This is a genomic window from Brevibacillus sp. HB1.3 (genome assembly GCF_013186635.1).
Lineage (GTDB): Bacteria > Bacillota > Bacilli > Brevibacillales > Brevibacillaceae > Brevibacillus > Brevibacillus brevis_D.
Genome location: NZ_JABMIT010000001.1, coordinates 786,073 through 809,337 on the forward strand (window position 1 = coordinate 786,073; position 23,265 = coordinate 809,337).

Genomic DNA, 23,265 nt, shown 5'->3' on the forward strand with positions numbered 1-23,265 from the left:
TTCCCAAATGATGAAAGTATCCTACAATAAGAAGAAACTCACGAACGAGGGGGTATAAAACTAATGACAGTAACCTTACATTCACTAGAGTTCATCAACCGCCGTCAAAAACTCGCGGAAAAAATGCCTGATCACAGCGCAATTGTCCTTTTTTCGGGGGGTGTCAAGACACGCAGCAATGACGATAAATACCTGTTTTCACCGAACCGCAACTTCTATTATCTAACCGGCATTGCGCGCAGCAACCTCATTCTCATGATCACGAAACGCGCTGGCATCGTGAACGAAACGCTATTTCTTCAGCGCCCAAATGAACTGGAAGCGAAATGGACAGGGGCCGTCTTATCGGATCAAGAGGCGAAAGAGCAGTCTGGTATCGAACACTTCGACTATCTCGACGAGTGGCTGGAGTCATTTGGAACCTTTATGAGACGCTGCGAAGGCAAGTGCTCGCTCTATCTCGACTTGTATCGCTATCAGTGGAGCGACGAGCTGACCCCTGCAGAGATTTTTGCTGAAGACGCGCAGAAGAAATACCGGACCCTGCAGATTCACGATGCGGGCCCATGGCTGAAAGAACTGCGTATGTTGAAAAGTCCAGCAGAGATCGGAGAAATCAGACGTGCGATTGCGATCACGGATGAAGCAATCCGTCGCATGTGGTCGCATGCACGTCCTGGAATCATGGAATATGAGCTAGAAGCGTACTATGATTTCACGTTGAAGTCGCATGGTGTTCGCGAGCTTCCTTATTTACCTATCATTGGTAGCGGTATCAATGCTACGATCTTGCACTATGAAGCGAATGATCAGCGTGCAGAAGATGGTGATTTGGTCCTCCTCGACCTCGGTGCAGTATCGAATTACTATGCGGCTGATATTTCGCGAACGTTTCCCGTGAACGGTCGCTTTACAGAACGTCAGAAAGCGATCTATCAGCTCGTGCTCGAAGCAGAAATCAAGACTATAGAAGCAGTCAAGCCTGGTGTCACACTTACACAACTCAATGATGTGACGAAACAAGTCCTGACAGAAGGCCTGCTACGTCTCGGTCTCATCCAAGACAGCAGTGAGCTGTCTAAATACTACTATCACTCCGTGTCCCATCACCTTGGACTGGATACGCATGATGTCTCGGATTACAGTGCTGCTTTGCAACCCGGCATGGTGATCACGATTGAACCAGGTCTGTACATAGAGGAAGAAGCGATTGGCATTCGGATTGAAGATAATGTGTTAGTAACAGCAGACGGCTACGAGGTGCTCTCATCGCAGATTCCGAAGGAAATCGAAGAAGTGGAATTGTTGATTGGGAAAAAGGAATAGCGAACGTTTAAAAGAAGGGGTACGATGAACGCTATAAAGCTCCGGGGTTTCCCCCAGTCGCTTTATGGAAGGGGAAGCGCTTGCTGTATTTTTTGCAAGCCATGAGAAGACTGCACAGGATGGCTGGGGAATCGAATCCCCACGAGCAGCCTTCCATTTTTCGGCCACTTTTTTATAGGATTGGGTACGGATGCAAAGGTAAAAGCGCCAGACGAGTTGATTCATGTTATGAGAGAAAGCTGGACAAACTAATGGCGCAATATCAGTAAAGATTGATAATTGAGTCTAAAACTAACTACCTTTTTTATCAAGGTCATTTATTTCTCTTTCAATCAGAAACACTGAAATTTCGAATGCTTCTATCCGCCTTTTCGCTAAGGTAATTTGAGATTTATATTTATTGGGATTTTCTTTCGCTTCGAAAGTTTTTACTGTTTCTCTTAGTTTGTGTAAAGTTGAATCAATTTGACGTTTTGCTTCAACTAATTCAGATATATTAAATTCCATTTAAATACCTCCCCGATTTTTAACGTAATGATTATTAATTCTGCACTTCGTCTAGCGGGCAAAATAATGTATCAGAATACTGAGGGGATTGTCAAGAATACAGCGGGAGTCTAGGACTTTATTTTCTGGTCCATGGCTACCGCTGTTTTGATCGGGAGGTGTAGTCTGAATTTTTTTTATCTTCGTACATTAAAACGATAAGATATATCTTATGCATCTTCCAAAAATAACCATTTGGTTGTAAAATAAAGCAAAACTAAAAGGGTGATCCATTATGGGGGGACTGCTAGGGACATTGCACCAGTCGCTGCGGTCAGAAATCGAACAACATCGGAGAGCACGCGGTTATACATTGAGCAAACTAGGGGATTTAACTGGTATTAATCCGGGCACATTGAGCGAGATTCTAAATGGGAAGCCGCCTCGGGCTATTACGATCAGTCAATTAGACGCGCTCGCTGAGGTGTTTGGCTACGAGCCAGGCTGGATGTATGAACTTTATCCCGATGAATGTTTATATGAAGGGAAAATTTCGCGCCCCCGATTGATACCTTACTTGATTCGAAGCGCTGAGAATGGGCGAAAGGATTGCATCGAAGCTGTTGCCTCCCAATTATTGGAGAATCCCAAAAATATCTCCATCCTTTTTACTGTGGCAGAGCAATTATATGAGGATGGAAAACTGGGAAAGGCGGTGCCATTCTATGAGTACGTAATTGAGAACGAGAAAGATAGCTACTCTACCCAGTTTGTGATGAGTCACTACCGATTATTTCAGGCAATTCTCGGGACAAATGCTGATGAAAATGAGAAGGCTGTTATTCGCTTTTCGCCATATCGAAAGCGATTACCCGAAACGGATCAATTAGATGCTTTATTAAATTTGTCGAAGGTGTGTTTCACTTTGCAAAAATGGAGTGAAGCAGAAACTTACGCAGATGAGCTACGAGGGCTTTCCAAAATTATTTATCAAGATAAGCTGCAAAAATGCAGAAAAAATCGAACGACAGAGTTGATAAAAACAGAACGTCCGCTTGTCTACTACTACGGAATGGGCTATTTATATAAAGGATTAGTCCTACAGATGCAAGGCGCTTATTCCCAATCCAAAGAATATGTACAAGCATACGCCGATTTACATTGGTTTGAACTTCTGGACGATGAAGGGATTAGAATCGTTGAGCGGTTTACTGTCTTTGCGAGAGCGAATTTTTACACTCTGGAAGTATTAATGGGGAATGAAAAAATTATTAAGGAATATACCAACTATCTGGTGGAGCAGCCTGTTGAAATACTTCCGGGTCTCGTTACGATTATGGAAGCAGCAAATAAATATCATTTTTGTGTGGATGAGGTTTTATTACGCCTCTCTAAAGATATTGCTAGATTCCATGAACGAACAATGTTGGTGAATATGGTTCAGCACCTCCAATATCGATATCAGAAAGCAAAATATGATTTTACAAAGGGACGCATTGAAAGTGGAATCAATGAAACCCTGCACTGTTTCGTTCTATCAGATTTGATGAATCGACATTATGATGCTCTACAATGTGTACAGTTGTTTGAAAAATATCGACATCTTGCCTCGCCATCACAAATCCTCCAATATCAAGCCATTGTAATTGGAGAGAAGAAGGCTGAAGCTACATGTATAGACGAGTTGTAGAACGATGTATCAACAATAACAAAAAAGATGATAAGTAGAGAGGATGAAAAAGAATGAAACATGTATTCCTAGCACTTCTTCTAACGTTTGGGTTTAGCAGCGGCATCGTGTACGAACCACAAAAGTCTGACACAGCACACGTAATTAATTATCAGCATGGTGCAGATTTTTAGAAAATACTTGATAAGATACACACAAAAAAACATCCTTTCGATAGGATGTTTTTTTCTATTCCATTTTTCCTTAGTTGGTGATTTCTTGCATATTCATTTATAGTTATTAATGTCATAATTTGTAAATCATAGGAGGTGCTTAACATAAAAGCTCTTGTAAGTTCAATAGAAAGGGACGTCTCTGTGCACCTAGGAACATCCCCGAAAAGCAAGTGCACGATCTGGGGCGGGGGAAGAGAAGCAAGTCGCCACCACTTGGACCTAGAAACAAGCATCGAACAACTTCGACAGCAAATGATTGAATTGGCCGGAAAACATGGTCTTACAAGTGACGTAGTTTTGGGGGTAAGCCAGCAATTGGACAAATATATTGTGATGGCACAAAACAACCATAAAACGGATAGCATCTGGTAAAAGGATACACTAGCGGCCTACTAAAAAATGATTGCGAAAAAAGAACCACCGAAGGATGAAAAATCCAGTGCGGTGGTTCTTTTTTTCTTTCGTCTCCCATGCCATCATTATAGACGGGGGCGATGAAGGATGTTCCAGGATTTCAGACTTGTTGGTGACCGTCCAGTCGCGATACAAGTGAAAGAATATGTCAAACGTTTAATAATCAAGGGTGCGCTTCAAGCAGATCAAAAGTTGCCCTCCACAAGAGAAATGAGCAGTCTGCTAAAGGTGAGCCGCAATACAGTCATTGCTGCCTACGAAGGCCTAGAGGATGACGGATTTACGTATGCGATTCCAGGAAAAGGCAGCTATGTAGCTACTATGATGGGGCATTTGGCTGCAAATAACGGAGGTACGGAAGGCTCTGCCGCATGGCAAATCGACTGGAAGGCACGAATGAACGAATATGCTGTATCCGCTGTAGAACTGGACATGATGAAACAGGGCATACGCGCCAAAAAAGCAACCATTTCATTTACAAGCATCGCGCCGGATGAGCAGTTGTTTGATTTAGGGGATGTTAGGCGGGCCTTTATGGATCGGATGGCAATCGAAGGGCAGGTGCTGCTCAACTACGGCTATGCCAAGGGCTACAAGCCACTGATCGATTACTTGATGCGTTATATGGAGAATAAAGGCGTTGATGTAAGCGGTAAGGATATGCTGATTACAAGCGGGTTTACAGAAGGTTTCGACATCGTGTTGTCGGCACTTCGTCCTTCTTCGCGCCGTGGAGCAGCCATTTGTGAAAATCCGACCCATCATACAGCGATCAAGAATTTGAAGCTGCAAGGATTTGAGATAACTGGCATTCCGATGGAGAGCGATGGTATTGATGTGGAGCAGCTTGAGGCGGTATTGCAGAAGCAGACAAACAGCTTCGATTTGGCCTATTTGACTCCTTCCTACCACAATCCGACAGGCATAGTCATGTCGCCAGCGAAGCGCAGTGCTGTTATGAAATTACTGATGCACTATCAGATTCCGGTGATCGAGGATGGATTCAATGAGGAGCTGCGCTACTCGGGAGCGCATGTTGCGCCATTAATCGCAACAGCAGGGCAAGGGAATGGAGTCATCTATATTGGTAGCTTCTCCAAGGTACTATTCCCTGGATTGCGAGTGGGCTGGGTGCTCGGTGACAAGGCATTGCTCGACCATCTGGAAAGCATGAAGCGTGCACGCACCATTCATACCTCAACCATCGATCAATCGATCCTCTATCAATATTTGCTGAATGGAAATTTCGATAAATATATCAAAAAAGCACGTATGGAATATAAGCGAAAATATGAACTGACGAAGGCCTGCTGTGAAGCACATCTCCCTGAGGCGCAGCTATCTGGCGACGGGGGCTTGCATTTGTTTCTTACCTTTCCGTCAGTCGTAAATACACACCAGCTGCTAGAAGCTTGCACAGAACAGGGTGTCATTTTTACACCGGGGGAGAAATTTTTTATTCAAGAAGGAACAGGGACGAATACGTTGCGACTCGGTTTTTCACGAGTAACGGATGAAAATATCGAGCGGGGTATTCAGATAATCGGCAAACAGGCGCGTCGCTTACTTGAGACATAACGATTACAGACCGAACAACTATTTGGAAGAAAAATGAGGTGTCATCATGAAGATAGGCGTTATTATGGGTGGTATTTCTTCGGAGCGTGAAGTTTCACTGAAGACTGGTCAAGAGATGATCAATCATTTGGATCGCAGTCGCTATGAGGCAGTTCCCATTGTCATTACACAGCGAGCGGATTTAATCACGCAGGTTCAGCAGGCAGGCATCGATTTCGCGCTGTTGGCGCTGCATGGCCAATATGGTGAGGATGGCACAGTGCAGGGAGCGCTGGAGACACTCGGTATCCCCTATACAGGAAGCGGTGTACTGGCAAGCAGCCTATGTATGAATAAGCAACTGTCCAAGATGCTGCTGAAGACGGCGGGCATTCAAACGCCTGCAGGTCTTTACTGGAAGGACGTTTATGATCCACAGGCGGTGGAGCAATTGGGTTACCCGGTGATTGTAAAGCCAAATTTGGGGGGATCCAGCATTGGTGTCCAGCTCGTGCAAAATGAGAAGGAGCTGCTGTCGGCTGTTCAGGAAGCCAGTTATTTGGATCAGGGGATCTTGATTGAGCCCTATTTGAAAGGGACGGAGCTAACCTGCGCGATTCTGGATGGCGAGGTACTCCCGATTATCGGCATTCGTTCGGCGCATTCAGAGTGGTTCGACTACCGAGCGAAATATGAGGATGGCGGCGCGGAGGAGAAGGTGATCGAGCTTCCTCCCGTTATCCAGCAGCGAGTGCGAGAGGCAGCCCTCGCCAGCTACCAACTGCTGCAGTGCAAAGTCTATGCAAGGGTCGATATGATTTTGTGTCAGGATATGCCTTATGTACTAGAAGTGAACACCTTACCGGGGATGACCGCCAACAGTCTGTTTCCAAAGAGTGCAGCAGCGGCAGGTATGACCTTTACACAGTTGCTGGACCGTATTATTACGAGCTCGCTACATGAGCGGAAACGGGAATGGGGGGACTCTGCAAACGGATAGCATCTATCTAGTGATCTAACACTAATAGAAGAGAAACCCTGCATGTAGTGGGGTTTCTCTTTGCTTTCATTGACTGGAGTAGTGAATGATTACCGAACACTTTACGATACGATCTCCGTTGTTTTGATAAATATGTGGCCTGTCCGCTTTGAAAATGAGAGTATCTTCTGGCTCAACTACATAAATTTGTTCATTGACAACAACCTCTAGCGTGCCTTCGTTTACGAGAATAAATTCCTCAACCCCAGTTGTATGCGGTTCTGCGATATGCTCGCATCCTGGTTCAAGGGTTACTGAAAAGATCTCAAACTGTTGTTCAGGATTATACGGGACAAGTGGATACACACGATATTGACCGTCATTTTCGATAATGGGGTTTACTTCCTTCTTTTTTACAATCGTAACATTCGGCTTGTATTGACTAATGAGTGAAGAAAAGGATAAGCGCAACCCACTAGCTATTTTCCAAAGGGTTGTGATGGTTGGAGCAGACTTACCTCTCTCAATTTGTCCTAACATCGTTTTACTAACGCCTGTTATTTCAGAAGTTTTATCCAAGCTCAAGTTTCTTTCCTTCCGGATACGCTTTATGTTCTCTCCAATATTTGTGTGAAACTCTTCCATAAATGCCCTCCAGTAAATTCGGACGTTATCTTATACGTATATACGTTTGATTTCTAGAAATAAACTGTATATGGTTCGGGACAGACACTATATAGTCCAAAATATACGAAAAGAGATGCTATGTCTACGCAAAACACGATTTTATCAGGTGTTCATCAAGCGATTGGTAATTCAAATTTTCATATTGTCACTTGAATCTCAAGCTACATGAGGTTTTATAATTGGCTAAAGGGGTGTTGTAACGTGCACGCAAAGGCGAGGAACAGATTAGACACCACACAAAATCAACAGCATGATCTAACAACAATGGAAGTGAAGTTCTCCATAGGACAAGTGGCGAAAATGACAGGCTCTTCTGTACCCACTGTTCGCTATTATGACGAGATTGGCCTGCTTTCACCTGCCGAGATAACTCCTGGAGGTCATCGTGTGTATACGGCAGAGGAAATATGGCGGTTAAAACTGATCCTAACCCTTCGCTATTTAAACTTTGGAATTGATGAGATTAAGAGAATGTTAGCTGGGGATATCCCTGTTGATAGGGCGATAGAATGGCAAATCGAAGCTTTGGACATCCAAATGCGTACGCTTGCCAGCATGAAGTCTATTTTGGAACAAACAAAGCAGAGTGAGGATGGCAATGATTCTCTCGGCTATATGCACGAGCTAATTGAATCCATTTCCGCAGATGCATGGGAACGAGAAAAGTTTATTTTAGAAAAAATGTTTTCGTCCGTTTTTCCTGAACAATTTCCGGTTGAATGGCGAGAGATATTTTTACTAGGGGTTAACGTCTCTTCGTTGCTGGAAGGCAATCTTTCGGCAGCGCAAACGGCTGCATTAGATGAGTTGGAGGCAATGTTTAATGATCCACAGATTGTCCGGGAAATGAAGCAGGATGTTATGTCCTTCCTGGAAGTAGTTCACCTGCCTAAAATCAGTGTGGAGATGTGGACTGCCAGATTGCTTAAAAACCATAAACAGCTATTGAAAGCAGCGGAGCAACATGCAACGCCAGACAGCCCTGTCGTACAGGCGAATATTCAAGAGTATGTGTTGCTGTTTGCGGATGTCGACGAACTCCCTGTCTCGCCATCATTTTTCCGTCGATTTGCTGAATGGTTGCTTTCAAGCCAAACCGAAAATCTTGAACGCTTTAGAAGAATTTGTTTAATCCTGTACCCAGGTCTGCAAACGTATATGAAAACAAATGAATTATTCTACCAAGGAGTACAGTGGAAGCTTCAACAACTGGACAACGAGTAAATATACGCTTTGTTACAGCATGCGAAGGAGGTGAAATCATCTGTCATCATCGGAAGTTCTTCCAAAAGAAAAGGGTAGGGGTGGCATGCTGACACATGAAAAAAAACAACCGAAAAGCGTACAGTGTCTTTTTAGGGGGATTTGTCACGCTATGTCTGTTCCTGGTGGTTGGTTGTAGCACGCAAACAACTGTGCCAGCCGAGCAACAGGAGAGTGTCAAACCAAAATCGGGCGGAACCATTACAGTAGCGTACCCTTATGAACCGGATACGTTAGATGCTCACATGTCTGCTGGTTCCGCTGGGGTCTATACCTGGTTGCTCGGTGGGTCGCTACTATATAAGGATCCTGCCTCAAACGAATACAAGCCCTCTCTGGCTAGTGACTATAAAATTTCTGAGGATGGCAAAACGTGGACCTTTACCATTCGTTCCGGGATTACCTTTCACGATGGGACAGCGCTGACTGCCAAAAGTTTTAAGGAAACCTTTGATCGTGCTCTTAATCCGCAGACAAAAGCAAAAACAGCCGCTGAAGTAATGGCTCCAATAAAAAGTGTGAAAGCGCCAGATGATCAGACCCTCGTTTTGGAACTACACGAACCCAATACTGCCTTCCTCGATTCACTAGGGAATTATATAACACAGCCATTATCACGGAAAGCAATTGAAAAGGCTGGGGAGGATTACGGCAGGAGTCCTGTGGGAGTAGGGCCGTGGAAGTTTGAGAGCTGGAATACGGACGCAGGTGTCACCTATGTTAGAAATGAAGCTTTTCAGTGGGGAGAACCCTATTATGAAAATCAAGGTCCTCCAAGAGCCGACAAACTTGTCATAAAAGCGATTGCTGACAGCCAACTCAGGTTGTCAGCGCTAGAGAGCGGTGCTATCGATGTAGCAACGGAAATACCTGTGAAAGACGTGGGTTATTATCGGAATAATTCGAAATATCAAGTGATAGAACGCTTACGTCCTGGACTAGGCTTATTGATGGAAATGAATTTGAAGAGACCACCGTTTCAAGATATTCAAGTACGCAAAGCATTTCATATGCTCGTCAATAAAGAAGCCATTGTCCAAGCGGTTACGCAGGGAGAAGGCGAAGTGGCTCATACACCGCTATCTCCATCGACGCTAGGGTATGACAAATCCTTAGAAGAGTACGGGTACGCGTATAATGTGGTCGAAGCAAAGAAATTGTTGGACGATGCTGGTTGGAAAGTAAACGGAAGTGGTGTGAGAGAAAAGGATGGAAAAACACTGAGTCTGAATTTACTCAGTACCGCAGATTTTGACAAAGAAGCCCAATTGCTCCAAGCCATGCTGGAAGAGGCTGGTATCCACATAATGATACAGAATCTAGAAATAGGAGGGTACATGCAGGAAGTCATCAAAGGAAATTTTGATGTAACGTTGATATCGGGCGCCTATGATGATCCTGATATTTTATACTTTTATTTCCATTCAAACGGTGCCTACAACCTGTCTGGTGTAAAAGATGACAAGCTGGACGCACTCCTTTTGAAAGGTCGAACAACCTTACAGACGAATGCCAGAAAGCAAGTGTATATGGATACACAAAAGCAACTCATTGAGCAAGCGTATGTTGTCCCTCTCTATTACGATAAGGCCTTTACTGTCATAAATTCTCGGATAAAGGGAGTAAAGTGGACATCTGTCATGCCGACATATAATGACAGTTGGATCGAGAACTAACTACATGTCAACAAAGGAGAGAAACATATGCAAAATAACGGATGGATTGATTCTTTTGAACAATATGCCCAAAATTGGATAACCAAAAGTCAGGTTCCTGGTGTTTGTATGGGATTAGCAAAAGATGGTCAAATCTTCTATAGTAACGGATTTGGCTTCCGTGATGTGGAACGGCAGTTAGGAGTTACAATCGATACAGTATTTGGAATTGGATCGATAACAAAATCCTTTACCTGTGTGGCGGTCATGCAATTACAAGAGGCGGGTAAGTTATCCGTACATGACCCTGTTGTCAAATACTTGCCAGAATTTCGTCTGAAAAATCTTGATGTGGGGCAAATCACGATTCATCATTTTATGACGAATACGAGTGGAATTCCCCCCTTGCCCACATTTTTGGCAAGTGTGATGCGAAGCTTGGACGCGAACGAGGTAGAAGACCTTCCATTGATGCAAAACCAGACAGATGAAACGGTCCCAATCGATACGTACGAAGACCTGATGAGTGTAATCTCTACATTAGATTTAGAGCTTCTAGGGCCACCAGGCACGGAGTTCAGTTATTCCAATGACTGTTTCGCCTTGCTGGGAGCGATCATTGAACGCGTCAGCGGGAAGTCGTATGAGGCTTATGTCAAGGAGCATATCATCGATCCAATCGGGATGGAGCACACGATCTTTTTTCTGGAAGAGCTAAATGGCTATGAGAATATTACAAAGCTGTATATCATGCGAGACAGAGGCGATCACAAGGAAGTGCTCTCATCTCCGAACTGGTGGGATTCTCCCGCTTCTCGGGCGGCAGGATTTATAAAATCAACCGTGCGGGATATGTTGCAATATACGGACATGTTCTGCAAAGGTGGGATTACCTCACGGGGCACTCGTATCCTGACCCCGGTAAGTGTACAACAAATGATGACCCCTTATTTTCCGACTGATATGGCACCTGGTCAATTTTACGGGTACGGCTTGGTCATAACAACTGACTACTACGGAAAAACGCTTGTGGAACATAGTGGTGGTATTAAAGGGGTAACGGCTCAAATGTGCTTCTTTCCCGAAACAGGACTGGCCGGAGTGGCACTGTCCAATCTAGAATTGTCGCCTGTTGTGGCGGTTATGGTGGGTGCGTTAAATAGTCTGGAAAACCGCCCTCCGGAATCCTCCCATCTGGTTAGCAAGATTGATTTCCTAACCGAGGAAGCTATGGATCAATACGCAGGGGATTATCAATCAAGTGAGTTTGGGACATTGCCGATCCGATTGGAAAATGGTCAGCTGATGCTCTCCTTTTTGGGAGAAAACTACGTAATGAGACCATTTGCTGAAGATCTCTTTGTAATCCGGGCTTTTGGAACCGATTTCTCCGCACGGTTTATCAGGGATGGAAATAATAAGATTGTTCGAATGGCTTTTGCTGGAAGGCAATTTACGATTCAAGATAATAAAACGAGTGGGGGAAACGAAGTATGACCCAGCGCGCAAACGTAAGTGATGCGAGATGCCGTCAGCTTGATGAGCTTTTTTCTACGATTGCCGAAAAAAACAATTGGAGCGGAAACATCTTGATTTTGGAAGAAGGGAAACCTTTTTATCAAAATTCTATAGGAATCGCCAATCTGGAAACGGCTGAGAGATTGTCACCGCATACGGTATTTGAACTCGCATCAGTTTCCAAGGCATTTACAGCAATGGGCATCATGATCTTGCAAGAGCAAGGGAAGCTCGACTATACAGATAAAGTGGATAGCTTCTTTCCAGGTTTCCCGTATGCCGATATTACCGTAGAGAACCTACTTGTGCACACATCCGGGTTGCCAGATTACATGGAATTGTTTTCGAAATCTTGGGACAAAAAACAAATTGCTACGAATCAAGACATACTCGAACAGCTGATCAAGCATCGACCCGACGTGTTGTTTCAACCCAATGAAAGGTATGAGTACAGTAATACTGGCTACGCTTTATTGGCGTCTATTGTAGAACACGTAACTAAAATACGATTTGCCGATTTCTTGCAGCAACACATTTTTCAACCACTAGGTATGAAGCACACGAAGGTGTACAACCGAAGATATTCTCCTGAGTTAACTCAGCAATACGCCTATGGATACGTGTATTCTCCTCAATCTGAAGCAATCGTGTTACCGGATGAATCAAGTGAGCACGATTTTGTCATTTATCTGGATGGCATTCAGGGAGACGGCGCGGTCAGTTCAACACTGGATGACTTGCGTAAGTGGGACAGAGCTCTCTACACAGAAAAGCTGGTCAAAAAAGCGACACTAGAGAGAGCATTTTCCCCAGTGCAGCTTTCTGATAACAGTTTATCTCATTATGGATATGGCTGGCGGCTGTGTGAAGATCAGGTGACAGGAAAAGTCGTGCATCACGGCGGAAGCTGGCCGGGGTATCGAAGCTGGCTAAGACGATATATCCAAAAAGATAAAACAATGATTTATCTCACGAACGTGGATCAGGAACGTGAGTGGACAGAAAAAGTAATAGAGGCAGTCGAGAATATTGTTTTCGAACAACCGTATATGATTCCATAGTCATTGTTAGTTATAGAGTAGAAAAAAGAGGAGCCGTCACCTACGGTTCCTCTTTTTCAATCTACACAAGCATTTTTTTCACCAACTGTGTCCGGTTACTGACATCCATCTTTTCAAAAATCGATTTCAAGTGCTTTTTTACTGTGACTTCGCTCAAATACAAGCGGGCAGCGATTTCCGCGTTCGTTATTCCCTCAAGAACAAGCGCGGCTACTTCCTGTTCCCGTGCCGTCAACATGCTCATGTCCAGCGTTGTAACTATGCCTGGAGATACAGGTGGATCAGCAGATGGAACTGCTTCTTCTTCCAGGCGTAAATCCGCATCTAATCCAGATCGTTTGAGCAGCTTTTGCAGGTAGGAGGACAGATGCTGGCCTTGCGTATCACGAAAAAATACGTGCGTGGGTGTTACTCCGTCGTAGTTGGTGTGGGTGGCAAATTCGGCAATATCAAATCCCAAACTTTCATGGGCGGCTTTGAAAAAAGGAAATGGAGCAGGTGAACACAACAAAAACTCTCCAGTGAACATCAAGCCGTGGAGCATATGGCCAATGGCTGTATGTTGGGAAACATCCTCGTAATCGTCTTGGTGAATCGTGTGAATGAACCAGCCAGCCCTTGTGTGTTCTGGTACCCTGAACCGTTCTAACTCTTGTGCGGATAGAGCAGTGAAATAGGAACGGGAGCCGGAATGTTCCATGAGGTAAGGAAGGGTTTTTTCATTGATGGGAACAACTGCGGCAAGCGCCGAGATCGCTCCGTTTTCATTGCGTAGAACGCGAAGTACGTCATATCCCAGTGAGAATAGACGGTCATGATCAAGCCAATTCAATGGGTACAAGGTTTGCTCCGCTGTCAGGTGAAAATCAAAATGGCGGTTTGTATGCGGATCAAATAGTTTGATCGTTTTAGGGGAGGGAGAGTGCCGCTGATTGCGGATATACTCCAGCAGTTCTTCCCGATGACCAGTGTGGATCGATTCGAATGGTTTGGGTAATGGGTCGAACCAATTTAAAAAGGCGCGAATGAGTGCGTCACCCAGAAAGAACGTCAGCTCCAAAGTCTCTGGTGTGCGGACCGAATGGGCTGACTTGGTAAACTTCTCATAATAGTAGTGAACGGCACGCTTCTGCAAATCTCCAAAATGCAGCGGAGTACGTGCCCGCATATCCTGGGCGATGGCTTCTCTCATCAAGGAATGAATCGTCCAGCCGCTGTCCACTTTCCGTACAAACGAAAATCGAATCAGTTGGAAAAACTCGGACGCCGTAATTTCCCTTTTCAATAAAAAAGACAGATTATCCTGATTGAAGTGACGCAATACGGCAGCAGCTTCCACGAGCGGACGCAAATGGTCGCCGGGAACTTCTCGTAGCCATTGACTTACGACAAATGGCAGCGTGTCCATTTCCTCATGAAAAGCACCGTTTCCTTCTTGATCTTTCGATTGCAAGGTAAAAGAAAGCAATGAAAGGGTAAGGGGATGTCCTTTGGAGCGACGCCACATTTCCTGGATGGTAGGCGGTTCAAAAATGTGACAGTAATGCGCATAGCGCTCGACAGCATCGTAAGGAAGATGGGACAAAGGGACCCTACTGATAAAGTGCCGCCAACCGGGTGAAAGAAGCCAAGCTTCAGACAACGGATGCCGTCCTGCGATCACGATCAGGATATTCGCGCTTAATCGTTTGAAAAAATATTCGCGGAGCCAATGGTCCAAGCCGTCCAAGTTCTCGTAAATGTCGAGAAAGAGGACGAGTCTCTGATCTGCTGCCTTTTCATTCAGCTTCGAAACACATTCCTCCAACAATTGGGCAGGATGCAGCTCTTCTCTCTTATGATAAACGTGCAATGCCTGCAAAATATGTAGGCAAAAATCAGAGGGCGTGTGCCAAAATTGTTCGCTATCCATAGAGAGAGTAGCTGCTTGATGTAGATGAGCTTGCCGCTTAAGCTCGTCGAGCAAATAGCTTTTCCCTACGCCTGCGGTCCCGAAGAGATTCATGATTTTTTTGGAGCGCCGCTCATCCGCAAGCAACTTCAAAAAATGAAGGACTTCCTCGGTTCGTCCTACCAGCAGACGACTTTCCAGATCTTCAAGACTATCCTGATAATTCATCGCATCACCTGCTCCATCACAAGGTTTTACCTTTTTCTTCCTACGATTTTACTACGCTTCTTTTATACTGAGTACTCCTATTTATCGCACGGGTATCCTTTTGGATGTATCCTTTCGAGTAATATCGAGCCCTGTATTCTCGGTGTTAGGATGAAACAGGCGAGTCAATACGAAAGGATGGAGGGAACATGTCAAAGCTAAGCCGCTTGGGTCACATTTCCTTATATGCGCATGATGTTCGCAGATTGGCCTCTTTTTATGAAACCGCACTTGAACTAGCAGTGGTGAACCATAGCGACGAAACGGCATGCTTGGCGATTGATCCCCAATCAGGCCGGCACGATTTGCTCATCCTGAACAATCCGCATCATATGCATCTGGCATTTTGGGTAGATACGTTGGATCACTTCAAGGAAGTGTGGAGGAGGCTGACGGATCACGGGATTTTGGCACATGGTCCGTATGTGGAGAGCGAATATGCACGTTTTTCTTTTCTTGATCCGGAAGGCAATCATGTGGAGATCATATGGGCGCATCGAGGGGAAGCACCCCCTCCACACAGAAGAAAAATCAGCTTTCGGGAGTTAGAGGAATTCGGCGTTAGCCAAGAATGATCATCCGTGCAATAGAGACTGGCTCGCACAAATTATTTCATTCATGGTGATAAGGGAGAGGAAAAAAGAATGTCAACTTCTACAAACACGTTCAATGCAGGGGGAAATACGCTCGGGATTACGACTATGGCTGTAAATCCGGCTTCCTTCCAAGCAGCATCGCAAATGGTTCAGGATCGAATGACGTATCACAAAGCGGTGCTGGAGTCATTCGGGATTACTTCCCTGACCAGTCTAGGGTCGCTCAAGATCCGTGGGACAGTAGTACCTCAATCGGGGCTGACGAAACCAAGCCCTACGCTCGTCAGTGGGAATACCCTGATTCAGTCTGCGTATCAAATCGACTCAGCTAAACCTACACCAACCCTGCAAATGTTGAGCGGAAAAGCGGAACTGCTGCAAGCAATCCCGTTTCCTAAAAAAATGACGGCTACATTAGCAGTACCATCTCCTGCTTCGGCCTTGAATATTTCGGTAGACACTGCCTACTGGGCCGCATCGGAAATTTATATCGAGGATGGAACGAATGTCATTTTGAAATATCCGCAGCGTTACTTGATCATCATCGCAGAAAAGTTGACGGTCGGACAGAATGTTACGTTTACTTGGGAGCGTCCTTACCGCTATGTACCGGCCAAACGACAAAAACCAATAACACCGCCAGATGCACCAATGTCTTCGACGCTCTCAGGCATTCCGGGGACACCTGGAACATCAGGATTACCCGGAGACCGTGGATTCGACGGGGCTGCTGCTCCTGAACTCGAATTATGGGTTCTCAATATGGCAGGACGTCCTCATTTTGACTTGAAAGGGCAAGATGGCACACAAGGTGGCCCTGGGCAAGACGGAGGGGATGGTGGCCGGGGAGGAAAAGGCAAACCAGCCGAACTGGATTGGGCAGGATTTTGCAAGGCCGGAGCCGGAGCAGGTGGAAACGGAGGACGTGGCGGTGCAGCAGGCTACGGCGGCCCAGGAGGCAATGGAGGCGCTGGTGGGCGGTTGGCCTTGTACGCACCACAAACCATCATCGAAAATTATTCGAAAGGTTTTGCGATCACGATTGAGGGAGGCAGCCCAGGTGCAGGCGGAATCCCCGGCAATCCTGGCGCGGGCGGACCAGGTGGGGCTGTGGGTGACAGCAAGAATGCAAAATTCGGTACGGCATGCGGTCCCGGTCCGAGAACAGCAGGTCAACCGGGAGAGCAGGGTTCATTCGCCGATGCCGGTCGTGTCGGATATGCGGGGGGCAGATTGTCTGATCCTGTCAGCTTTCAAGCCATTGACGCAGATGAATTCAGACGCAAGCTCTTGGAGCCGTCGATCAGCCATGTCTCTCCGCGCTATGCATTCGCTGGTGATACAGTGACGCTGGAAGGAAGTCGTTATACCAAAACCGATGTCGTTCTGATCGATGGAATGGAAACGAAAACCCAGGTAGTAAGTGATACTATGCTTCATTTTGTCTTGCCTTTCGTGACAGGAGGCTCCCATACGCTCCAAGTACGGCAATCAGATATGACTCTTTCGAGCAAGGCATCCGTCTTCGTAAATCCACGAGTCATTTCTGCCCAGCAGGAAAATCAAGTGATAACACGGATGAGACCCGGACAAAAAGTGATCGTGAACGGAAGCGGCTTTTCCGAAGGGACACTCGTCTTGGTAAACAACCAGGAAATGCCCGATGTTCGGATGGTAAGTTCGACTCAAATGGAATTTACTCTGATTCGACCTGCCGAGGTGGAGAGCAATCCAGCGGGTGAACAGGTGACTTTGAAAGTGCGGCTTTCCGATGGCACACCTTCCAATGAAATTCCACTGACCCTAGAAACCTTCCATATGCTCGTAATGGGCGATTCCGTGAGTTGGGGGCAAGGCTTGCAAGAGCATGAGAAGTTTTATTCCATCGTGGGAGCAGCCGTTCAGGCCAGAGAAGGAAATATCAAGCAATATACACAAGTACTCGCTCATTCCGGCGCCATCATTGGAGAGGGTAAGCATGACATAGTAGCTCCAGTAGACGGCGAGGTACCTAAATCATTCCCAACGATCCTGCAGCAATGTGCGTTTTTCCAAGGCGCGGCTGAATTGGTGGATCTGATTCTATTAGATGGGGGCATGAACGATGTCGATGTTCGGACAGTTCTGAATCCATTCCATCCAGCCGACTTAGGGAAATTACATTACGACTATTTCTATGCGAGCATGAAGCAATTACTGATCGAGGTGACAAATAAATTTACACAAGCGAAAATCATCGTTACCGGTTATTATCCCCCTGTGTCTGAAAAGAGCGATATGACTGCGGTGGAAGCACTCTTGATCGGCGTAGGGGCCATTGTCGGAGGAGTCGGAGGAGTCGGCGGCGGTGCAACCGGAGGAATTCTCGGGCTGGCTGAGCTAGAAAAGGTATACAAGCGCTGTGCCCAGCTAGAAGCAGAATCAAAGGTCTACCTGCGAAAAGCCATCGATGAGAGAAATGCGGAGCTTGGACAACAACGTATCTTTTTCGCCGATCCGAATTTTGGTCCGGAGCATGCGGCCCTAACGAATGACCCTTATGTATTCGGCATCAATTTGGATCTGACACCACAAGATTTGATCGCAGCCGAGCGACTCGTCTCCTGCACAGAAGCAGGGTGCACGGGCTTGGATTTCGAGATTTGCAAGCGTGCCTCCATCGGTCATCCTAATCAAAAGGGAGCCCAGGCGTACGCGAACGCAATTTTGCCTCTTCTGTAAGCAAGCAAAGAATCATAGGATGATTGACACTGAAAAGCTGTTGGAGGAACTGATGTTCCCTAACAGCTTTTTCATGGTACAATGAAAATATAAGTAGAAATGAATGCTATCGGAAGGATGATAGGCATGGGCGAATCTAATCAGGAGTATATCGTAATCTCCGGTGCGAGGGAAAACAATCTCAAAAACGTATCCTTGCGTATTCCCAAGCGAAAGATTACGATCTTCACCGGTGTATCTGGATCGGGCAAGTCGTCAATCGTCTTCGATACGATCGCCGCAGAATCCACACGCTTGCTGAATGAGAACTTCAGCATGTTCGTGCGCAATTTCCTGCCCCGCTATCCGCAGCCGGATACAGACGCGATCGAGAACCTCAGCATGGCGGTTATCGTGGATCAGAAGCGACTGGGCGGTGGTTCTCATTCCACGATGGGCACGATTACTGATATTTCTCCCATTCTCCGCTTGCTCTTCTCCCGAGTAGGTCAGCCCAATGTTGGACAAGCGAACATGTTCTCTTTTAACGATCCACAAGGTATGTGTCCCGAATGCAACGGGATCGGTCGCAAATTAGGCGTCGACCTCAGCAAGGCAGTGGACATGTCTAAGTCGTTGAAGGAAGGGGCAATCATGCTGCCGGACTATAAGGTAGACGGCATGGAATGGAATATGCTCGTTCAGACGGGCTTCGATCCTGACAAGAAGCTGAGCGATTATTCGGATGAGGAGCTTGAGCAGCTATTGTATGCCAAGGCGAGGAAAGTAGAGATGCAATTCGCCGGGAAAGCCGTGAATATTACTGTGGAAGGCGTCCTTGAGAAGTTCACCAATAAATACATCAAGCAGGATGTAAAAACGAAGTCGGAGCGTACACAAAAAGCTGTTGCGCCATTCATCTCCGAAGGTCCTTGTTCCAGCTGTCATGGTGCGAGACTCAATCAAGCTGCACTCAACTGCAAAATCAATGGCCTCAACATTGCGGAGATGTCCTCCATGGAGGTCGGTCGGCTCATACGCATCATCCAGGAGATTGACGATTCGGTTGCCGCACCGATGGTCAAGTCACTGACGGAACGGTTGCAGCATCTAGTGGATATCGGACTGGACTACTTGACGCTGGATCGTGAAACGGATACCTTGTCCGGCGGCGAATCACAACGCGTCAAGATGGTGAAGCACCTGAGCGGCAGTCTGGTGGATGTCACTTACATTTTCGATGAGCCCAGCGTTGGCTTGCACCCCCGTGATGTACACCGATTAAATGAATTGCTTCAGAAGCTGCGCGATAAGGGCAATACCGTCATTGTCGTCGAGCATGATCCCGATGTGATTAAGGTGGCAGATCATATCGTTGATGTCGGACCGCACGCCGGTAGCCACGGTGGGACTATCGTGTATGAAGGCAGCTTTCAAGGACTGCTGGAATCAGGGACACTGACAGGCACTCATATGAAGCGGCCGCTCCAACTGAAGCAAGATTCCAGAAAGGCGTCCGGCAAGCTGACCATCGAGGATGCCACACTGCACAACCTGCGGAACGTGAGTGTAGATATACCAACTGGGGTGCTGACAGTCGTTACGGGTGTTGCAGGATCAGGTAAGAGTACACTGATTAACGAAATATTCCTCAGCAAGCATCCGGATGCGATCGTCATCGACCAATCGGCGGTAGGTGTGTCAACACGCTCGAATCCCGCGACCTACACAGGGATCATGGATGATGTGCGCAAGGCGTTTGCTTCCGCGAATAAGGTCAATCAAGGCTTGTTCAGCTTTAACTCCAAGGGGGCTTGCGAGAACTGCCAAGGTCTTGGTGTTGTGTATACAGACCTTGCATTCCTTGAAAGTGTAAAGTTACCGTGCGAAGTATGTGGAGGGAGACGGTTCAAGGAAGAGGTGCTCGCATACAAGCTGAACGGCAAGTCCATTGCCGAAGTGCTGGAGATGACTGTGGAGCAGGCATTGGAATTTTTTGAGCAAAAAGAGGTTGTGCGCAAGCTTCAGGCGATGAGTGATGTGGGGCTGAACTATATTACACTCGGCCAACCGCTCAGCACGCTCTCGGGTGGGGAATGTCAGCGCATCAAGCTGGCCAGCGAGCTGCACAAGAAAGGTAGTATTTACGTGATGGACGAGCCGACGACAGGCTTACATATGTCAGATATCGGCCACCTTCTGGAGATCATGAACCGCCTCGTGGATGCCGGCAATACGGTAATCGTCATCGAGCACAACCTCGATGTAATCAGCCAAGCAGATTGGATTATCGATATGGGACCAGATGGGGGCAGCAACGGCGGTCAAGTGATCTTCGAGGGCACACCTCCGCAGATCATTCATGCAGAGCAGTCGATCACGGGAAGATACTTGAAGCAATAAGCTCCTATGTCATAACGGATACAGATCTCCTCATGGGAAACCGGAGGAGATTTTTGTTATGCCGAAACAGATGTCAGAAAATAAAAAATAATCTTGACATTAAATCAGACGATTAGTAAAGTGGGGATTAAAGAAAGCCTATCGATCGATCGATCGACAAAACCCAAAAAAGCAGATGATGTAACCGCGACAAGTAACTGAACATGTGAGGCTCTTGTTTCCAGTAATCATCAGTAGAAAGGAGCGCGCTTTTTTGACGAAAGAAAAAATATTTCAAGCAGCATTACGGCTATTCGCAAGAAAAGGTTTTGAAGCAACCAGCATACGCGATATCGCTCTAGAAGCAGAGGTAACTTCCTCCACCCTCTATCATTACATGAAAACAAAAGAGGATCTGCTCGTTGCCATCATGCAAGAAGGGTTACAGACCCTTCTCAGAAATGCAAAGGAAGTGCTCGCTGAGCTTGAAGCGCCCGAACAACAATTGGCAGCGTTTGTCCAGCTTCATGTTACCAGCCATGCCATTGACAAGCTAACAGCGCTAGTAGTAGATACCGAGTTCCGTGCGCTGACAGGAAATACCCGCGAAGAAATAGTAAGGCTGCGCAGTGAATATGAGCAGCTCTGGCAGCGTATTTTAACGGGCGGATTGGAGAGGGGCGTATTTACGATAGAAAATACCAAGCTTGCCGTCCTGGCTTTGCTTCAAATGTGCACGGGCGTCGCCCATTGGTACTCGCCCGATGGCCCAAATTCATTGGAAGAAATCAGCTTGAATTTTTCCGATATGGCGCTTGCACTCGTTCAGGCAAAGCGAAACGGTGAGCAACTGACTATCTCCGATTTGGATCTACCTACACCCGCTCGTTTTTTTATGAAACCATGGCTGGGGGCTGCTGCGCATGAACATTCTTGATGCCCGTGTCCGCTTGCCACAGCAGTTCCGTGAGGCACGCATAGGTGAAATGAGAAATGAGTACGTCGCTCAATATGACGCGGTGTTACAAGTAAGATCGACTATGGCGAAAACGCTCGACGATTTGATGCAAGAAATGAAAGAAGCAGGAGTCGACCACGCCATTATGCATGCAGAATACGAGTTCGGCGAGGATGGGGATGCGCTGAATGAAGCATTGGCAAAAGTCATATCCGCTCACACCGACCTCTTCTCAGGATTTGGTACGATTTCAATGGAGCATTTCAGACCGATGCGCGCTGTCCAACAAGTGAGCCGCATCAGAGAGCTGGGCTTTCTGGGAGTAAACATCCAGCCTGCATTTTTTGAGATGCCAATCGATGATCGCAAATTATATCCCGTATACGCAAAGGCTGCCGAGTTAGGCTTGGCAGTTGCCATTCATACGGGAATTAATTATTCAAGCATTCATCCCATCCGAAATGAACACCCGCTGCTGCTGGATCAAGTCGCCTGTGATTTTCCGGAATTAACATTGATCGCGTGTCATGGAGGGTGGCCATGGGTGCCTGAAATGGTTGCCGTAGCACGCAAGCACCCCAATGTTCTGATGGACTTGGGCGGGCTTTCTCCAAGGTATTTGGGGGTGCAAGGAGCAGGGTGGGAGATGATGTACAGGTTAGCAAACAACCTCTTGCAAGATCAAATCCTCTTTGCGACAGACTGGCCTGTATTTCCTCTGAAACGCGCGATTGCAGAATGGAAGGAATTAAGCATAAAGCCCGAGGTGCTTGAGAAGGTGCTCGGTTCGAATGCGAGAGCATTGTTTTCCAAAATAAAGGCGGAGGTAAAAAAGAATGATAACACGTAAGGCGGTGGTAGAGTGTGAGATCCGTCAAGAGATAGGCTGGATTCACCTGAATCGTCCCGAACGGTTAAATGCGGTGATTCCTCAATTGGTAGAGGAGCTGTATGGATCGCTCGATAAATTGGAACGGGAAGGAGTTAGGGCAGCAATACTGGCTGGCCGCGGGAATGCTTTTTGTGCAGGACATGATTTGCGTCATGAAGAAAAGCCTGAAAATGAGGCTGAGCTCCGCTGTAATTTACAGAAGATTCAGGATATAACGCGGAAGATCCAGCGTGTTCCTTTTCCGGTGATCGCTGCGGTCCACGGGTATGCACTAGGAGCAGGGTGTGAGTTTGCGCTCGGATGCGATTTGATCATCGCCGCTCAAGATGCCGAATTCGGCTTTCCGGAAGTGAGTGTGGGACTTAGTGTTACCGGGGGGATCTCGCATATCCTTCCCATCACGATCGGACTGGTCCGTGCGAAAGAATTGCTGTTCTCGGGCGAAAGGTTTGGTGCATCGCAAGCACTGCATCTAGGACTCATCAACAAGGTAGTGGATCATTTAGTGTTAGCACAAGAAGCTGACAAGTGGGCGAAACGGTTAGCTGAGCTCCCGCAAGTAGCGCTGGCAAAAGCCAAATTTGCACTAAATCGCGGGGCACAATGTGATCTGGAGGCAGCTTTTGAATTAGAGATCGAGCATGCGCTGGCAACCGTGCAAACGAACGAATCCAAGCAGGCGGCTGAAGAGTTCCGAAAAAAAGGATCGGTATAGAGAAGGAGGGCTG

Annotated in this window: 19 protein-coding genes; 16 read left to right on the top strand and 3 right to left on the bottom strand. The window is 46.6% G+C overall.

Annotated elements, in window-relative coordinates; genetic code table 11:
* Positions 1-63: 63 nt before the first annotated feature.
* Both HPY31_RS03720 and HPY31_RS29270 read left to right on the top strand, forming a co-directional pair.
* Positions 64-1,326, top strand: coding sequence for an aminopeptidase P family protein (locus HPY31_RS03720; protein ID WP_172138499.1), 1,263 nt, complete (start codon positions 64-66; stop codon positions 1,324-1,326).
* Between the two features lie 174 nt (positions 1,327-1,500).
* Complete coding sequence (locus tag HPY31_RS29270; protein ID WP_483297059.1) at positions 1,501-1,578, top strand: hypothetical protein; 78 nt, start codon at positions 1,501-1,503, stop codon at positions 1,576-1,578.
* Between the two features lie 39 nt (positions 1,579-1,617).
* Here HPY31_RS29270 and HPY31_RS03725 read toward each other — a convergent pair whose 3' ends face one another.
* Complete coding sequence (locus tag HPY31_RS03725) at positions 1,618-1,833, bottom strand: hypothetical protein (RefSeq protein WP_172138501.1); 216 nt, start codon at positions 1,831-1,833, stop codon at positions 1,618-1,620.
* 274 nt (positions 1,834-2,107) lie between these two features.
* Here HPY31_RS03725 and HPY31_RS03730 point away from each other — a divergent pair, with 274 nt between their 5' ends.
* From HPY31_RS03730 to HPY31_RS03745, 4 genes are all read left to right on the top strand, one after another.
* Positions 2,108-3,502, top strand: coding sequence for a helix-turn-helix domain-containing protein (locus HPY31_RS03730; protein ID WP_172138503.1), 1,395 nt, complete (start codon positions 2,108-2,110; stop codon positions 3,500-3,502).
* A gap of 428 nt (positions 3,503-3,930) precedes the next feature.
* Positions 3,931-4,089 carry an aspartyl-phosphate phosphatase Spo0E family protein gene (locus tag HPY31_RS03735; protein WP_216675411.1) on the top strand — a complete coding sequence of 53 codons (159 nt, stop codon included), beginning with the start codon at positions 3,931-3,933 and terminating at the stop codon, positions 4,087-4,089.
* A gap of 129 nt (positions 4,090-4,218) precedes the next feature.
* On the top strand, positions 4,219-5,709 hold the full coding sequence (locus HPY31_RS03740; protein ID WP_172138506.1) for an aminotransferase-like domain-containing protein: 1,491 nt from the start codon (positions 4,219-4,221) through the stop codon (positions 5,707-5,709).
* A gap of 46 nt (positions 5,710-5,755) precedes the next feature.
* Positions 5,756-6,688 carry a D-alanine--D-alanine ligase gene (locus HPY31_RS03745; protein WP_172138508.1) on the top strand — a complete coding sequence of 311 codons (933 nt, stop codon included), beginning with the start codon at positions 5,756-5,758 and terminating at the stop codon, positions 6,686-6,688.
* A gap of 66 nt (positions 6,689-6,754) precedes the next feature.
* Here the strand turns inward: HPY31_RS03745 and HPY31_RS03750 are convergent, their stop codons facing one another.
* Positions 6,755-7,312 carry a helix-turn-helix domain-containing protein gene (locus HPY31_RS03750; RefSeq protein ID WP_015891143.1) on the bottom strand — a complete coding sequence of 186 codons (558 nt, stop codon included), beginning with the start codon at positions 7,310-7,312 and terminating at the stop codon, positions 6,755-6,757.
* 306 nt (positions 7,313-7,618) lie between these two features.
* On the opposite strand from HPY31_RS03750, the gene HPY31_RS03755 reads away from it, so the two are divergent.
* The 4 genes from HPY31_RS03755 to HPY31_RS03770 all read left to right on the top strand — a co-directional run bounded on the left by HPY31_RS03755 (position 7,619) and on the right by HPY31_RS03770 (position 12,851).
* Entirely contained in the window at positions 7,619-8,578 is a 960-nt protein-coding gene (locus HPY31_RS03755; RefSeq protein ID WP_256434392.1) for a MerR family transcriptional regulator, read from the top strand.
* Positions 8,579-8,673: 95 nt separating this feature from the next.
* Entirely contained in the window at positions 8,674-10,293 is a 1,620-nt protein-coding gene (locus HPY31_RS03760; RefSeq protein ID WP_172138512.1) for an ABC transporter substrate-binding protein, read from the top strand.
* 27 nt (positions 10,294-10,320) lie between these two features.
* Positions 10,321-11,769, top strand: a complete 1,449-nt coding sequence (locus HPY31_RS03765; protein ID WP_172138514.1) for a serine hydrolase — start codon at positions 10,321-10,323, stop codon at positions 11,767-11,769.
* The gene (locus HPY31_RS03770) at positions 11,766-12,851 is read left to right on the top strand and encodes a serine hydrolase domain-containing protein (protein WP_172138516.1); all 1,086 of its coding nucleotides are present in this window, start codon (positions 11,766-11,768) and stop codon (positions 12,849-12,851) included. The genes HPY31_RS03765 and HPY31_RS03770 overlap by 4 nt, the downstream gene beginning before the upstream one ends.
* 61 nt (positions 12,852-12,912) lie before the next feature.
* Here the strand turns inward: HPY31_RS03770 and HPY31_RS03775 are convergent, their stop codons facing one another.
* Positions 12,913-14,970 carry a LuxR C-terminal-related transcriptional regulator gene (locus HPY31_RS03775; RefSeq protein ID WP_172138518.1) on the bottom strand — a complete coding sequence of 686 codons (2,058 nt, stop codon included), beginning with the start codon at positions 14,968-14,970 and terminating at the stop codon, positions 12,913-12,915.
* 188 nt (positions 14,971-15,158) lie between these two features.
* Between HPY31_RS03775 and HPY31_RS03780 the strand changes: the two genes are divergently transcribed.
* From HPY31_RS03780 to HPY31_RS03805, 6 genes are all read left to right on the top strand, one after another.
* The gene (locus tag HPY31_RS03780; protein ID WP_172138520.1) at positions 15,159-15,584 is read left to right on the top strand and encodes a VOC family protein; all 426 of its coding nucleotides are present in this window, start codon (positions 15,159-15,161) and stop codon (positions 15,582-15,584) included.
* A 69-nt stretch (positions 15,585-15,653) separates the two neighbouring features.
* A complete protein-coding gene (locus HPY31_RS03785; protein ID WP_172138522.1) occupies positions 15,654-18,326 on the top strand; it encodes an IPT/TIG domain-containing protein in 2,673 nt (890 codons plus the stop codon).
* Between the two features lie 126 nt (positions 18,327-18,452).
* Positions 18,453-20,708, top strand: a complete 2,256-nt coding sequence (locus HPY31_RS03790; protein WP_172138524.1) for an ATP-binding cassette domain-containing protein — start codon at positions 18,453-18,455, stop codon at positions 20,706-20,708.
* Between the two features lie 253 nt (positions 20,709-20,961).
* Positions 20,962-21,624 (top strand): TetR/AcrR family transcriptional regulator, encoded by a 663-nt coding sequence (locus HPY31_RS03795; protein ID WP_172138526.1) that lies wholly within the window; start codon positions 20,962-20,964, stop codon positions 21,622-21,624.
* Positions 21,611-22,495 carry an amidohydrolase family protein gene (locus HPY31_RS03800; RefSeq protein ID WP_172138528.1) on the top strand — a complete coding sequence of 295 codons (885 nt, stop codon included), beginning with the start codon at positions 21,611-21,613 and terminating at the stop codon, positions 22,493-22,495. Before HPY31_RS03795 ends, HPY31_RS03800 begins: the two co-directional genes overlap by 14 nt.
* Positions 22,482-23,252 carry an enoyl-CoA hydratase/isomerase family protein gene (locus HPY31_RS03805; protein WP_172138530.1) on the top strand — a complete coding sequence of 257 codons (771 nt, stop codon included), beginning with the start codon at positions 22,482-22,484 and terminating at the stop codon, positions 23,250-23,252. Before HPY31_RS03800 ends, HPY31_RS03805 begins: the two co-directional genes overlap by 14 nt.
* Positions 23,253-23,265 lie beyond the last annotated feature (13 nt).

Excerpts from the sequence above, each read along its gene's own strand:
- HPY31_RS03725 (WP_172138501.1), bottom strand. The coding sequence starts at position 1,833 with ATGGAATTTAATATATCTGAATTAGTTGAAGCAAAACGTCAAATTGAT.
- HPY31_RS03775 (WP_172138518.1), bottom strand. The coding sequence starts at position 14,970 with ATGAATTATCAGGATAGTCTTGAAGATCTGGAAAGTCGTCTGCTGGTA.
- HPY31_RS03740 (WP_172138506.1), top strand. The coding sequence starts at position 4,219 with ATGTTCCAGGATTTCAGACTTGTTGGTGACCGTCCAGTCGCGATACAA.
- HPY31_RS03745 (WP_172138508.1), top strand. The coding sequence starts at position 5,756 with ATGAAGATAGGCGTTATTATGGGTGGTATTTCTTCGGAGCGTGAAGTT.
- HPY31_RS03780 (WP_172138520.1), top strand. The coding sequence starts at position 15,159 with ATGTCAAAGCTAAGCCGCTTGGGTCACATTTCCTTATATGCGCATGAT.
- HPY31_RS03770 (WP_172138516.1), top strand. The coding sequence starts at position 11,766 with ATGACCCAGCGCGCAAACGTAAGTGATGCGAGATGCCGTCAGCTTGAT.
- HPY31_RS03750 (WP_015891143.1), bottom strand. The coding sequence starts at position 7,312 with ATGGAAGAGTTTCACACAAATATTGGAGAGAACATAAAGCGTATCCGG.
- HPY31_RS03760 (WP_172138512.1), top strand. The coding sequence starts at position 8,674 with ATGAAAAAAAACAACCGAAAAGCGTACAGTGTCTTTTTAGGGGGATTT.
- HPY31_RS03765 (WP_172138514.1), top strand. The coding sequence starts at position 10,321 with ATGCAAAATAACGGATGGATTGATTCTTTTGAACAATATGCCCAAAAT.
- HPY31_RS03785 (WP_172138522.1), top strand. The coding sequence starts at position 15,654 with ATGTCAACTTCTACAAACACGTTCAATGCAGGGGGAAATACGCTCGGG.
- HPY31_RS03790 (WP_172138524.1), top strand. The coding sequence starts at position 18,453 with ATGGGCGAATCTAATCAGGAGTATATCGTAATCTCCGGTGCGAGGGAA.
- HPY31_RS03730 (WP_172138503.1), top strand. The coding sequence starts at position 2,108 with ATGGGGGGACTGCTAGGGACATTGCACCAGTCGCTGCGGTCAGAAATC.
- HPY31_RS03805 (WP_172138530.1), top strand. The coding sequence starts at position 22,482 with ATGATAACACGTAAGGCGGTGGTAGAGTGTGAGATCCGTCAAGAGATA.
- HPY31_RS03720 (WP_172138499.1), top strand. The coding sequence starts at position 64 with ATGACAGTAACCTTACATTCACTAGAGTTCATCAACCGCCGTCAAAAA.
- HPY31_RS03800 (WP_172138528.1), top strand. The coding sequence starts at position 21,611 with ATGAACATTCTTGATGCCCGTGTCCGCTTGCCACAGCAGTTCCGTGAG.
- HPY31_RS03755 (WP_256434392.1), top strand. The coding sequence starts at position 7,619 with ATGGAAGTGAAGTTCTCCATAGGACAAGTGGCGAAAATGACAGGCTCT.